Below are 12,383 nucleotides of genomic sequence, written 5' to 3' on the forward strand. Positions count from 1 at the left end.
TCAGGTAAAGACTTGCTCCTATGAAATGATTTGGTAAAATAAGAGAGCTCTAACGGGAGGGATGAAGTTGAAATCAAAGCGTCTAACGATTCAAGCGAAAAAATATGACGGACGTCCGCATTACTCTTGGGAGGGAATAGTCCTCAAGCAGACGGAGACGTACCTTGTTGTTGCAAATGTGCCAGGACGGACGTTACATCATCATCGACGGGAAGCAATCTATACGTACGATAACTACAGTCTTGAGTTTTATCCGCTTGACGCCGATTTTACGGTCGGACTGGATGTGGAGCTTACTGGCGAGACAACGTACTACTGTAACATTTGTCTCCCACCGGTCCTTCAAGGTGGTGTCTTGTCGTTCATCGATCTTGACCTTGATCTCGTCTATCGAGACGGCGTATGGATGGTCGTCGATGAAGACGAATTTTTAGAGAATCAGCAGTTGTATCACTACCCAGTCGAACTGGTTGAACGAACCCGTACGTCGTTGCTTGACTTACAACAACGCATCGCGGAGCAACAGTTTCCGTTTGACGGCTTTTTGGATCCATTCATCCCGACCGTCCTGCAGATGAAGAGAAGGGGGAATGACACATGAAGACGATTCGTTGCCACCGGGCATTTGGTGTCTATGGATTATTGATGAAGGAGGATGCCTTACTCGTCATCGATAAGAATGGTGGACCGTATATCAATCGCTATGACTTACCAGGGGGGAGCCTCAAAGAAGGAGAGAGGCTCGCTACGGCGATGCGCCGGGAATTCACGGAAGAGACAGGACTCGAAGTGGCACTCGAACGACAGATTGGCGTCGCGGACTTCAAGCTTCCGTGGGATTGGCGCGAGTTCGACGAAGTCCATCACATCGCCGTCTTTTATCTCGTCCGACAGACGGGTGGAACGCTGAGTATCCCCGAACAATTCGTCGGACAAGACTCGCTCGGTGCACGCTGGGTCAAGGCAGATGAAGTTTCAATCGATAACGCGTCACCGCTCGTGCTCGAAGCATTCCGCTGGATAAAAGAACAACAGCTTGATCTTGAGGCACGACGGTTTACGAATTGGCCTGTCTTAAAATAAATCGAAGCGCTCTTCGCATGCGGAGAGCGCTTTTTTTTATCTTCGATTCGCTAATGCAGCATCGAGCCGTCGTTTTTGATGCTGATGATGGGTGAGATGGTACGAGATGAGCGCATACCACTCAGTTGTGTTCAACCAACCCATCCCACCATGTTGCGTTTTTTGATTAGATGGTGTCGACTGAGCGATTGGTGCAAGCGTAGCGTGACGATCGATTAGTTGTCGCCAGCGCGTCCGTAATCGCTCGACTTGATCCGTCTCGTCAGGTGGTGCATTCATCGCATCCGGTAATCGGATCGGAGTCGCTGGAAACGCACCGGCAGCAAATAATTGTTCCCCGAACGGAGACTTCCTGGATTCTGTTACCGGTGCATGCTGGCACGCCTCGACCTCATCTAAATATTCATGACTGACGACGATTAAGTGATCGTACATCTGGCTGATCGACCATGTGTCGTGATCGATGTGATGAATTAATTCGTCCGATCGATAGTGATCAAGCTCGTGCAAATAAAACGCGAATAGATCGTTCATCATGTCCCTCCTCAAAAACTAGTCCTTATTCTTTTCGAACAAACAGTCACTTCTTCCTGTCATATTACCTAGAAAGGAGGAATCACCATGCAAGACCCATATCTTCCGGTTCCCCATACGCTCTTACGGAGCGGGACGGCATTTGCGTCCGTCCATGAAAAGATGATCTACCTGATTCTTGAAAGCTTCAGCGGTCAGGACGGTCAAGCGTTCCCGTCCTATCAGACGATCGCCGACGCTGTTCCGTGCAGTAAATCGACGGTTAAGTCATGTATCCAGTCCTTGATCGCAAGCGGTCGGATCGAGAAAGTCGAACGGTTCACGAAACACGGAGGACAGACCTCGAATGCTTATCGTGTCCTGCCCCGTGTCGAGACACCGTCCCCGGCGAGTCAAGTGACGACTGCTCCCGAGGTTTCTGCTGCCTCCGAAGAAGAAGTCTTGAAGAACACGACTTTAAAAAAGGAACTGGTGCAGCAGTACGAGACGAATCTCGGCAAGGCGACACCACGAATCGAGCAAGAATTGCTGCAGCTGGCAACAGACCATCCGATCGAGCACATTCGGTATGCGATCGAAGAAGCGGCGCGAGCGAACAGTCGTCATTTCGGTTACATCGAGCAAGTCGTCAAGCGTCTCGCGACCGGATTGCCAGCTGAACGGCAGAAACGAATAACCAAACGTTCAAGAAGAGATAATTCATTATTTCAATTACCAAATTGGATGGAACGAGAAAAAGTAGCACAACGCGCTTACGAGGCGAAACAACAAGAGCAGCAAATCATTCCTGATGATGCTGAGATCGCTGAATTGTTACAAGCATTGACAAGGGAGGGAGCCTGATGCAACTAGAAGAGTTACTCCGACGGGCCAATCAAAAACTAACTGTCCCCGGCATGCATCCGACTATCGTCCGAATCGCGCGTGACGTGATTCGAGAACTCTATCCGCAAGGGATCAAGCTCGGTATAGCGCAAAGCTTTCGGAGCATTGCGGAACAAAATGCATTATATGCGAAAGGACGGACGACATCAGGACCAATCGTCACACAAGCCCGCGGTGGTCAGTCTAACCATAACTTTGGTGTTGCGATCGACGTCTTCCTTTACGAAAACGGCGCATTATTCCTGTCTCCGCCAGATGCGCGACTCCGGCGGATCGTTGCGGCGATGAAGCGGCGCGGAATGAACTGGGGAGGTGATTGGTCTCGTTTTCCGGACTATCCACACTTCGAACTGTATGATCATGTCAGTCTTGCGCGGCATCACGTGCCAAAACCAGGACATTATCTCCGCGAACGGATCCAAGCACCGGAACTCGTTCGGGCAATTGAAAAACGATTAGGTCTAGCGGTAACCGGAGTGTTTGATGCCCGATTGACGAAAGCTATTCGAGCGTTTCAACAGACAGGTCGGCTTGCGGTAGACGGGGTCGTCGGTCCGCAAACATGGCGGCGTCTGTTTCCGGTGTCGCCATGATTCGTGTTCAGGCGTGGATTCGTCTGTTGATTCCGCTCTATGTCTTTCTTGAATTACTCTTACCGACGCTCGGTTTTACAGCATTACCGGTGTCGTCAAGTGACGTCGAGCGGTTCGTGACCGGTCTGATTGGACTAGTCGGTCTGCTCATTGCTTGGTGGAAGAACAATGACGTGACAGAACGGGCACTAAGACAAAGACAAGCGCAGGAACAGATGGAAAACACATCCATAACCGATTGAGTGGGATGGGAGCGTTTGGAATGTGTCGGCAACGGGCATTATTTCATACAAACGACTAACAGTTTGATTTCAAGACACCGATATAAAGGATAGACTTTAGTCAATTAGATAGAGAAAGAAAGGTCGGTCTTTTCGTGAAATGGTCAACGTTGCAACGGTATTTGTTTTTAGCACTCTGCGCGCTTTTATTTACAAGCGTTTGGAGTTATCAGGCTTTTCTAAAAATCGAACGAGAGAATGCCCGCATCTTAAACGAAGCGATCCCGATCTCAACGGAAGCAGCAGAGCTCTTTCCAGCGTTACTGAATCTTGAACTGGTCGTCCGCAGTTACATCCTCTCACCGAACGAGGCGGATTTAGCTCAATATGAGCGAACGATTGATCGGCTAGATCAAACGGTCAAGCGACTGAATCAACTCGATGAAAATCACCCGATTATGCGAAAACTCGTCCGAACAGAAGCCATCCCAAGGATCAAGACAGCGACGCGATTCTATGACGCACAATTGGCACTCGCTCGAAGTGGGGATCAAGCAGCAGCTGAGGCAAAACGGTATCAGGGGATGCAATATATCGAGACATTTCGCCCGATCGATGCTCGTCTACGGACGGACGTCAACCGGATCATCGCCGAAGCAACGAATCGTTCCGAACAAGCATCAAGTGCTGCGAAGTGGGTCATCGTCGTCGTCGCAAGCATCGCCGTCCTCGTTTTGATTGCCTTCATCCAGACGTTTCGGATGGAGCGCAGTAAACAAGCTTTGATTCACCGTTCCCTGCAAGACGCTTTGACGGGCATTCCGAATCGCCGCGCGTTCGATGAGCGATTGGAGCAACTTCTCGAAGAAGCAAAACAACAGCAGACACCACTTTCCCTGATTTTGATCGATGTCGATGCTTTTAAGTCCTATAATGATACGTATGGTCATTTAAAAGGGGATGAATGTTTGAAGGAAGTCGCCCGCGTCTTGAAGCGTCAAGCACGTCATGGACAAGTTGCACGGTACGGCGGAGAGGAATTCACAGTCTTATTGTCGCGTGGAGCAAATGAGACGCGTCAGATTGCGGAGCGGATTCGCCAGGATATTCTCGACTTGAACATCGCGCATGAACGGTATGAACCGCTTTGTCGGGTCAGCGTCAGTCTTGGCTTGACGTCGCTCGTACCAGGAGCAGAGACGACAGAGAAGGACGTCATCGATCAAGCCGATCAAGCGTTGTACCGGGCAAAAGAAAATGGACGTAATCAGATTGGTGATATAGCAGGGTAATGCATCATCAGACAGAAATGAGATAATGAAATGATACAGCTAGGGTTTGTCTTTGAAAAAACGCACGACATGGAAGTAGCTGCTCGAGCAGTCTTGGACACTCTTCATAAAGACATACAGTGTCTCAAGTACAGTTACGCGATGGATAAAGACGAAGCGTGTTGGATTGAGCAAGACGGTCAAGTGAAAGAGTGGCGTCCGTTGCTGAATCATTATTACGAGAGTGCCTCACTCGTCCTACCGGAGTATCATGGGTTAAGAACACTACCTATTCGAATGACGATTGAACAAGAGCCTGACTGCTTTGGTTTTCGATTCGGTGTTCAAGAAGAGAACTTAACTACGTGGTCACTCGATCAGCAAGAAGCGATTTTCATGGAGGACATGCGAAGGATTGCTGACAGGTCGAACGCTTTCTATGCCTTTTGTGATTTTGACGCAGAAATCGAGCATCCGGTAACGGAACGTGAACGCATCAATCGGGAGTATGCAATCGTCTATTGGTCGAAGCAACAGATTTTTTTGAAGAATGCATGGAAAATTGATGGCATGACAAATCGATGAACACAAAAATCCCCCGGATGAGAGTTCGCTTCTCATCCGGGGGATTTTTGTTCAGTGTAAGATGACACAATACGATCGATCAGAAATGAGAGGTGCCGATATGACATAGACCGTCTTGACGGGTTCACCACCGACACGTGCATCGAGTTGTTTGAGCTGGGAGCGAATCTTACGGCTTAAGCCATACCGTGTTTCAGTACTGAGCTCATCGACATCTTCTTGTACGTGTAAGAGAAGTTGGAACGGTTCAAGCGAAAAGATGGAAAAATCGCAGGAAATCCGGGGATCCTCGAATTTTTCATTCAATTCCTTCTTAATGTAATAGGCTTCTTGTGCACTGATCATCTTCTCTCACCTCACTCTCCTGGTTGAACGACTTTTTCTCTACTATAGTCTATATTACCCATTTTTCTGGCAACTAATCGTCTGATTTTGAAAAAAAGTCAATTCAATCTTTAAAAACGTTTAAAATCATTTTTCAGAAGATCATCATGTCCTGTTTCAAAAGAAAAACCGCTGAGCAAAGAGCATGGCGGTAGACGAGTAGGTTCAAGAAATCGATGAATGGACGTGGCATTTTCGTAAATAGTGCTCCATCGCTTGGATAAAAAAGGTCAGTTGATGGGTCGAGATAACTGGAACCTTCCCATACCTGACTTCAAAATAGAGTGGATCGACAGGAGACGGGAAAGCAATCCGATCGAACCATTCCGTTACTGTTTCAGATGTCCGACGTTGTAAGGAGAGCGGGAGTTGCTCATTAAAGTAAACGAGTTGTTTTCGTATAGAGTCTGCAGGTAGGTCTTTTGTCTCGTAGGTCAAAATCGGGAAACGTGGTGAAAGTACATAACCTGAGGTATCAATACGAGGACGACGCATCCATTGCAGATAATGCCACAAAAACCAGCTACAAAACAGGAGAACGAGGCATAAAATGAGAAGATAAGGAGGTGCTGTCACGGAAGAGTCAAAACCAGTCCGAAACCACTCTGCGGGTGGATTAGCTTCGCTCATCGTGACAGTGCTCTCGCCGTAAGACGTTCCTTCCTCGACCGTATCAAGGATCGATTCCTTTGGACCACAGCGATCTATACAAGCCGTATTCGTTGCCGGATCGATTTTTCCGAGCAGTGACGTATAAAGTGACGGGACGAAATGTTGTACGCTAAGTAGAACTAAACAGACGAGCGGAATGAGAATGAACAGGCGAGAGCGAAGCGTTTGCACGATAGGGACACCTCCTTTAACGAGTACGATAAACAGACGTTCGCTACACAGTATAGCAAAAGTGGAGAGAGAATTTTTTGATTTTTTCAAAAAATAGTCATTGTTTTAGAAGGGAATGAAAGAGATGGATTTACGGACAAGCTATCAAGGAACAACAAAACGACTCGATGGACATGGAAGCCGAACAGTTGGTGTTTTGCAAGAAGCCTTACAAGCGATCGATGCTGATCAACCGAGTGATATCTATGGCAACGGTGAACTAATCAAGATGTTCGAACGGAAGATGGTAGATTTGCTCGGACACGATGATGCCGTCTTTTTTCCGAGTGGTACGATGGCGCAACAAATTGCACTGCGCATTTGGTCGGATGAACAGGACAATCGTCACGTCGCCTATCATCCGCTATGTCATCTCGAAATCCACGAACAGGACGGTTTAAAGAAATTACATGGGATTGAACCAGTATTAGTCGGAGAAGCCGATCGGTTGATGACCTTTGACGACGTCAAAGCTTTGCCGGACGTCAGTTGTCTATTACTCGAACTGCCGCAACGCGAACTCGGCGGATTGCTTCCGTCGCGTGAGGAACTCGAAGTGATCTGTGTGTACGCCCGTGAACGAGGAATCCGTCTTCACTTAGATGGGGCCCGTTTACTTGAAGTCTTACCGTATTATGAGGCAGAAGCAAAGGACATCGCGCAGTTGTTTGACAGTGTCTATATCTCTTTTTATAAAGGTCTAGGCGGCGTCGCGGGAGCAATCTTAGCTGGACCAGAAACGTTTTGCCAAGAGGCGCGGATCTGGAAACGCCGCTACGGTGGTGATTTGATCAGTCTTTATCCGTATATCCTGTCCGCCGACTATTATTATGAACAACGAAAAGACCGCATGGCGGAGTACCATACAGTCGCAAAAGAGCTAGCGAGCAGGTTGAATGCGGTTCCGGGTATTTCGACGCGTCCAGAAGAGCCTGTCTCGAACATGTTTCACCTCTACTTCGAGGCAGAAAAAACAGTCGTCGAAGAAAAGTTGATTGCCATCCAGTCGCAAGGAACGATTGGCATCGCTGGTTATCTTGTTGAGAAAGAAAAGAGGTGCGCAACGGAAGTCAACATTGGTGATAGTTTTCTTGCGGTAACGCCTGACGAGCGTGAAACGGTCTACCGTCAATTGACGGAGGCGTTCTCAGAGGGTTGAACGGCATCAGGAGCGGGAATCGTAGGATGGAGGCGACGATAGGTGTCGACTTTTTCTGCGATCATTCGCTCCGTTTCGTGTAATGCTGCGAGTTGTGCCACGACGTTCGCATGGTGTGCTTCAAGCAATGCGAGGCGTTCCCGCGTCGTATCTTGCTCGCCGTGAGCAAGAAACAGCGACACATAAGTCCGGATCTGCTCGATCGGCATATGTGTTTCGCGTAAGCGGAGGACGAACCGAAGCCACGTCACGTCTTGGTCGTCGTATCGACGTTGACCGTTCTGACGTTTCGGAAACAGCAGTCCTTCTTTTTCGTAATAGCGGATCGTATGGGCACTCGTATCGGTCAGCCGACTGATTTCAGAAATCGTATACATGAATCTCACCTTTCTGCTTGACTTAGAGTTCACTCTAAGGAATAGACTCTCACTATACCAAATCGAAAAGGGGATATGCTAGATGAAGTACACGGTCATTACGGGAGCAAGTTCAGGAATTGGATATGAGACGGCAAAACTACTCGCAGGAAAAGGGAAATCACTCGTCCTCGTCGCGCGACGGACGTCAGAGCTCGAAAAACTTCGGGATGAAGTCAAACAGATTTCGCCAGACAGTGACGTCATCCTCAAGTCGGTCGATCTTGCTGATAACCAAAACGTTCATGATTTATATGAAGGACTGAAGGAACTCGACATCGAGACATGGATTAACAATGCCGGATTTGGTGATTTTGATCTCGTCCAAGACATTGATCTCGGGAAAATCGAGAAGATGCTCCGGTTGAACATCGAGGCATTGACGATCCTATCAAGTCTGTTCGTCCGCGATCATCATGACGTCGAAGGAACGACACTCGTTAACATCTCGTCAGCTGGTGGTTACCGGATCGTTCCGAACGCCGTCACGTATTGTGCGACGAAGTTCTATGTTAGTGCTTACACAGAAGGTCTTGCGCAAGAACTACAAAAAGGCGGCGCGAAACTTCAGGCAAAAGTGCTGGCACCGGCAGCGACAGAGACAGAATTCGCCGATCGTTCGCGCGGGGAAGCAGGGTTCGATTACAGCAAGAACGTCAAAAAGTACCATACAGCGGCTGAGATGGCAGGATTCCTGCATCAGTTGATCGAGAGTGATGCAATCGTCGGCATCGTTGACGGCGAAACATATGAGTTCGAATTGCGTGGTCCGTTGTTTAATTACGCGGGGTAAAAATCAAACAAAGTCCCTTTTTCGAATGAGAAAGGGACCTTCTTTATGTAGGCATGATTGATACGAATTGCATGAATGAATCCCCTAAAGAAGAATCATCAGAGCGCCGAAAATCATGAATTGTCCTACGGTTTGATCACCTTTACATACTTTTTTAGAGGTGTAGCATTTTATTTATGTTTTCGTTTTGAGAACCTCAAGCTTATAAAGAATAACGCCATCAACACGATAGCGATGTTTACGGCTAACGTTAATCGTTCATTATCGATCACTCGACCATTTAATAAATTTAAGATTAAAACAATCATCATAAAATAAGATTAAGAAGTATGTTATGAATTTTTTTATCATAAACGACTTCCTTTTTTTGTATTCTTGTATTAGTTTAAACATATTGAGAATTTAAAAACAAGGGGAGTGAAGTTGGATGATGCATTTCAGAGCATTGACAGCAAACCGAATGACCATTGGAAAAGAGGTGACAGAATGAAAAACATGATGTTCTTAGGACTCGTGGTCCTCCTGCTTACGACGCTCTTTTCACTTCACTACGGGCTACATATAATTGATGATGCGACGCTTAAAATATCTTTGTTGGTTTCGCTGATCGTTGTATTGATGGCGCGGAAGAAATGGAAGATTACGTTTTCTACGGCGGAATGATGTAGAAAACGTATAAAGGATTAGGAGAGATAAAGAATGAGTGTCAGTGAATTTTTCGGCTGGAAAATTAACTTAGATGATGAACTGTATGCTGTCATGGATGAAAGAGTGCGGAAAATGGTCGTGATGGGGAACTTCATCGAACTGAACGCAGTATTGTGGTTGGATCAAAATGATGTCCTTCAGTTAAAACCAACATGGGATTGTGTCATTTCCATCGACGATACTACAAAACAGATTACGATTCGCTCGGCAGAATCATTGAACATGAAAGATGAATGTTAAGCGACAACAATCGAGTCCATTCATGAGATAGCTGAATGGGCTCGATTGTTATTTAAAGTGAAGTCTCTACTTTAACTCATGTTGAAGGGAACCAGTCACTTCGACATGATGCTAGTCGTATACAATAGTCAGCACGTGATCTTCAATGATTTCATAGTTGTATGTATAGTCCGGTTCATTCGTGTATTCGACTTCCAAAACATATCTTCCAGTCTTCGACTCAAAGACCGTTTCTTTTTTTGAAATATCTTGGTCGTATCCTGATTTAACTAGCATTCGTTCAATCTCGATTTCAGTAATCGTTTTAGAAACGAATCGATACGCCGGATAGTCAGCTATCAAGATGACGAGAACGATAAGTGTATAGATGAGTGGACGTACTTCTTTTTTTATGCGATCACATCCGTTCCGATGAAATGAATAGAGAAGCTAGGTATTCTATATTGAAGATGAGGAGAGATATGTGATGGGAAAAAACAAAGACGAGATACCGTATTACATGAAAAACGTTCCGTTTTTCTTCCTCACGGTTCTCCTTGCGCCAGTCGCAGTTTTACTCGTCCTACTCCACTGGGACAAGCTCTCTCCGCAAATGAGAAATAATCATTTAACGTTTTCAATCCTAATGACCATGTTATATATCTCAAAAATACTGCCTGACGGTCTATTTAAAATTATATTCGCGGTATTCACGTGGATGTTGATTCTATTCGTGACATACATCTACTTCGGTGGAGGAAGAAAAGGAGGGAAATCATGAGTAAGTATCATTTATCGAGCATTCGGTTAATCCTGATCGTCGTTATCACGTCATCGATTTTATATTTTGGATTCGACTGGGAACTAGGGTATGGAATAATTTTTCTAATTGCAACAGTAGGATTCACGATTTATCGCAACTTTGAGGCTGCTCAGAACGAGAAAATCGAAGCTCAGACAAAGAACGATTGATTTCATCTGAAGTCAATCGTTCTTTTTAGATGTGTCTCCACCGGACTAAATCTTCGAGATAATCACGATACGATTCTTCGACTTCTTCTTCCGTCAACTCTCTCGCACGAATGACGAGGTCTTTTACGTGAAGATTGGCAAAATGTGCACCACCGACGAGACCGTATAAATAAGAGTCGATCACTTCTGATTGATTCCGGACTAAGAAACCGGTGATATGGATGCCGTCGAGACTCTCTAAGACGATATCGATCCGCCGTCCTTCCATCTCATCGAGAAGCAATTGATTGTAGTCTGCTTTTTTTTGATTATCAAATCGGTAACGTCGGTTTCTCCTTTTGTTATCTTGAATCTCCCACTCGAAATCGTCTAGTTCCTTAGGCGTGAAAAGCGAATCCAAGACGGCAGCATCGTCAATCTTTAGGCAACAGAAGATGGCATCGTATTCAAGTTGATCGTCATTCACTAAATCCATGATGTCGTCTTTTGGTATTTCGATTGCATTATAACGCCGGCATACGCGCTCGATGACCGTTTCTTTTTTAAACGTCAGCTGTTGCTTCCGGTGTTGGAACTTATGAGACGCTTTTTCATAATCCACGCTGATCACCTCCGAATATAGTAAGTTCTTCTTCGTTACACTCGAGTTCACCTGTTTCAGTTTTTGAGCACTTGCGGTTAAATGGTCATCAGCTATTTCCTTAAAATAGACCATCGGATGGATCCAACGGTCTACTTTTCAAGATTCAATTGTAGGTTTCCCCGTATTTTAGATGATCTTATGCCCCATCCGTCGTGCCTCGACGAAGGCAGAGGCAAGAAAGGCAAAGACACCCCAAAGAATCCACGCTGCACCACGTCCGACAAGCAGAGGATCCGTCCCGTAAAGAGTTGTGCCCCATGTCAGAACGAGTCCGTCTAGAAACGTCGCAACTAACAGTCCGAGACTTACACCAGGCACTAGCTGTTCAGCATTCAAACGAGCTACTTTTTTTATGATGATGACGGAAATCCACGAAATCGGTAAAGCAAATAGAAAGGCGATCACGTTTCCGACATTTTCGAACATCCCGATCCCAGAACCGAATCTGACTGACATGGCACCGACGAACCAAAACGATACACCGAGTAAAATTAAGATGATACTTTGCCTTTTTGTAAACAAAGACGCTGAGGGATGAGTCGTCTTAGAATTTTTCAATGTGAGCTCCTCCTTATTAGTGTAGTAATCACTACATAAATTAAATGTAGCACGTGTTACAATTTTCAGCAATGCTTAAGAAGAATGTTGTGAATCTAACTGTAAAAAAGGTCAATCGATGTCGATAGATAAGTACAGAATGTTCATAGATGAAACTGTCCTAGAACATGGATGATACATTGAAGGAGTGAATGACATCATGAATGAAACCTTACCGAGACGTTTACTCTCACCAGCGATTTTGTCGAGCCTTGAAGCAAACGTCGCAATGATCTGTTTTGATCGCCAACGACGCGTCGTCGACGTCAATGACTTGTTTGCGAAAACGATGAAATATAAACGAGACGAGATGATTGGCTTACAGCACCATACGTTTTGCACACCAGAATTCGCGAACAGCCGTGAATATCAGGACTTTTGAACACGTCTGTTTTCGGGCTTCAGTACAGCGGATAAAATCAAACGAGTCGATGCCCG

The 12,383-nt window shown here is 46.1% G+C and carries 20 protein-coding genes; 14 read left to right on the forward strand and 6 right to left on the reverse strand.

All coding sequences use genetic code 11. The features are described 5' to 3' along the window. Window positions 1-67: 67 nt before the first annotated feature. Together K6T22_RS07670 and K6T22_RS07675 are read left to right on the forward strand one after the other, a co-directional pair. Window positions 68-601, forward strand: coding sequence for a DUF402 domain-containing protein (locus tag K6T22_RS07670; RefSeq protein ID WP_238239799.1), 534 nt, complete (start codon window positions 68-70; stop codon window positions 599-601). Next, complete coding sequence (locus K6T22_RS07675; RefSeq protein ID WP_238239800.1) at window positions 598-1,083, forward strand: NUDIX hydrolase; 486 nt, start codon at window positions 598-600, stop codon at window positions 1,081-1,083. Before K6T22_RS07670 ends, K6T22_RS07675 begins: the two co-directional genes overlap by 4 nt. Window positions 1,084-1,119: 36 nt before the next feature. Here the strand turns inward: K6T22_RS07675 and K6T22_RS07680 are convergent, their stop codons facing one another. Beyond that, entirely contained in the window at window positions 1,120-1,617 is a 498-nt protein-coding gene (locus tag K6T22_RS07680; protein ID WP_238239802.1) for a DinB family protein, read from the reverse strand. A gap of 87 nt (window positions 1,618-1,704) precedes the next feature. Between K6T22_RS07680 and K6T22_RS07685 the strand changes: the two genes are divergently transcribed. The 5 genes from K6T22_RS07685 to K6T22_RS07705 all read left to right on the forward strand — a co-directional run bounded on the left by K6T22_RS07685 (window position 1,705) and on the right by K6T22_RS07705 (window position 5,172). Beyond that, window positions 1,705-2,460, forward strand: coding sequence for a helix-turn-helix domain-containing protein (locus K6T22_RS07685; protein WP_238239803.1), 756 nt, complete (start codon window positions 1,705-1,707; stop codon window positions 2,458-2,460). Further along, window positions 2,460-3,095 (forward strand): M15 family metallopeptidase, encoded by a 636-nt coding sequence (locus K6T22_RS07690; protein ID WP_238239804.1) that lies wholly within the window; start codon window positions 2,460-2,462, stop codon window positions 3,093-3,095. Before K6T22_RS07685 ends, K6T22_RS07690 begins: the two co-directional genes overlap by 1 nt. Then, the gene (locus K6T22_RS07695; RefSeq protein WP_238239806.1) at window positions 3,065-3,337 is read left to right on the forward strand and encodes a phage holin; all 273 of its coding nucleotides are present in this window, start codon (window positions 3,065-3,067) and stop codon (window positions 3,335-3,337) included. Before K6T22_RS07690 ends, K6T22_RS07695 begins: the two co-directional genes overlap by 31 nt. Before the next feature lie 134 nt (window positions 3,338-3,471). After that, a complete protein-coding gene (locus K6T22_RS07700) occupies window positions 3,472-4,608 on the forward strand; it encodes a GGDEF domain-containing protein (RefSeq protein ID WP_238239808.1) in 1,137 nt (378 codons plus the stop codon). Window positions 4,609-4,638: 30 nt separating this feature from the next. Then, entirely contained in the window at window positions 4,639-5,172 is a 534-nt protein-coding gene (locus tag K6T22_RS07705; RefSeq protein WP_238239809.1) for an Imm64 family immunity protein, read from the forward strand. Between the two features lie 51 nt (window positions 5,173-5,223). On the opposite strand, the gene K6T22_RS07710 is transcribed toward K6T22_RS07705, so the two are convergent. Then, on the reverse strand, window positions 5,224-5,517 hold the full coding sequence (locus tag K6T22_RS07710) for a hypothetical protein (protein ID WP_238239810.1): 294 nt from the start codon (window positions 5,515-5,517) through the stop codon (window positions 5,224-5,226). 204 nt (window positions 5,518-5,721) lie between these two features. After that, a complete protein-coding gene (locus K6T22_RS07715; RefSeq protein ID WP_238239812.1) occupies window positions 5,722-6,399 on the reverse strand; it encodes a hypothetical protein in 678 nt (225 codons plus the stop codon). A 124-nt stretch (window positions 6,400-6,523) separates the two neighbouring features. Here K6T22_RS07715 and K6T22_RS07720 point away from each other — a divergent pair, with 124 nt between their 5' ends. Further along, the gene (locus tag K6T22_RS07720; RefSeq protein ID WP_238239814.1) at window positions 6,524-7,597 is read left to right on the forward strand and encodes a threonine aldolase family protein; all 1,074 of its coding nucleotides are present in this window, start codon (window positions 6,524-6,526) and stop codon (window positions 7,595-7,597) included. Here K6T22_RS07720 and K6T22_RS07725 read toward each other — a convergent pair. Further along, complete coding sequence (locus K6T22_RS07725; protein WP_238239815.1) at window positions 7,567-7,974, reverse strand: MerR family transcriptional regulator; 408 nt, start codon at window positions 7,972-7,974, stop codon at window positions 7,567-7,569. The two genes, K6T22_RS07720 and K6T22_RS07725, sit on opposite strands and share 31 nt — an antisense overlap. 82 nt (window positions 7,975-8,056) lie before the next feature. Between K6T22_RS07725 and K6T22_RS07730 the strand changes: the two genes are divergently transcribed. The 5 genes from K6T22_RS07730 to K6T22_RS07750 all read left to right on the forward strand — a co-directional run bounded on the left by K6T22_RS07730 (window position 8,057) and on the right by K6T22_RS07750 (window position 10,705). Beyond that, a complete protein-coding gene (locus tag K6T22_RS07730) occupies window positions 8,057-8,806 on the forward strand; it encodes an SDR family NAD(P)-dependent oxidoreductase (RefSeq protein ID WP_238239817.1) in 750 nt (249 codons plus the stop codon). Between the two features lie 423 nt (window positions 8,807-9,229). Further along, window positions 9,230-9,469 carry a hypothetical protein gene (locus K6T22_RS07735; RefSeq protein WP_238239818.1) on the forward strand — a complete coding sequence of 80 codons (240 nt, stop codon included), beginning with the start codon at window positions 9,230-9,232 and terminating at the stop codon, window positions 9,467-9,469. A 36-nt stretch (window positions 9,470-9,505) separates the two neighbouring features. Then, window positions 9,506-9,754 carry a hypothetical protein gene (locus tag K6T22_RS07740; protein ID WP_238239819.1) on the forward strand — a complete coding sequence of 83 codons (249 nt, stop codon included), beginning with the start codon at window positions 9,506-9,508 and terminating at the stop codon, window positions 9,752-9,754. A 466-nt stretch (window positions 9,755-10,220) separates the two neighbouring features. Beyond that, complete coding sequence (locus K6T22_RS07745; protein WP_238239820.1) at window positions 10,221-10,514, forward strand: hypothetical protein; 294 nt, start codon at window positions 10,221-10,223, stop codon at window positions 10,512-10,514. After that, the gene (locus K6T22_RS07750) at window positions 10,511-10,705 is read left to right on the forward strand and encodes a hypothetical protein (protein WP_238239821.1); all 195 of its coding nucleotides are present in this window, start codon (window positions 10,511-10,513) and stop codon (window positions 10,703-10,705) included. Before K6T22_RS07745 ends, K6T22_RS07750 begins: the two co-directional genes overlap by 4 nt. Window positions 10,706-10,730: 25 nt before the next feature. On the opposite strand, the gene K6T22_RS07755 is transcribed toward K6T22_RS07750, so the two are convergent. Then, on the reverse strand, window positions 10,731-11,306 hold the full coding sequence (locus K6T22_RS07755) for a hypothetical protein (RefSeq protein WP_238239822.1): 576 nt from the start codon (window positions 11,304-11,306) through the stop codon (window positions 10,731-10,733). 168 nt (window positions 11,307-11,474) lie between these two features. After that, window positions 11,475-11,906, reverse strand: a complete 432-nt coding sequence (locus K6T22_RS07760; protein WP_238239823.1) for a hypothetical protein — start codon at window positions 11,904-11,906, stop codon at window positions 11,475-11,477. A 199-nt stretch (window positions 11,907-12,105) separates the two neighbouring features. Between K6T22_RS07760 and K6T22_RS07765 the strand changes: the two genes are divergently transcribed. Then, window positions 12,106-12,327 (forward strand): PAS domain S-box protein, encoded by a 222-nt coding sequence (locus K6T22_RS07765; protein ID WP_238239824.1) that lies wholly within the window; start codon window positions 12,106-12,108, stop codon window positions 12,325-12,327. Window positions 12,328-12,383 lie beyond the last annotated feature (56 nt).

The organism is Exiguobacterium acetylicum (assembly GCF_022170825.1).
GTDB lineage: Bacteria > Bacillota > Bacilli > Exiguobacteriales > Exiguobacteriaceae > Exiguobacterium_A > Exiguobacterium_A acetylicum_B.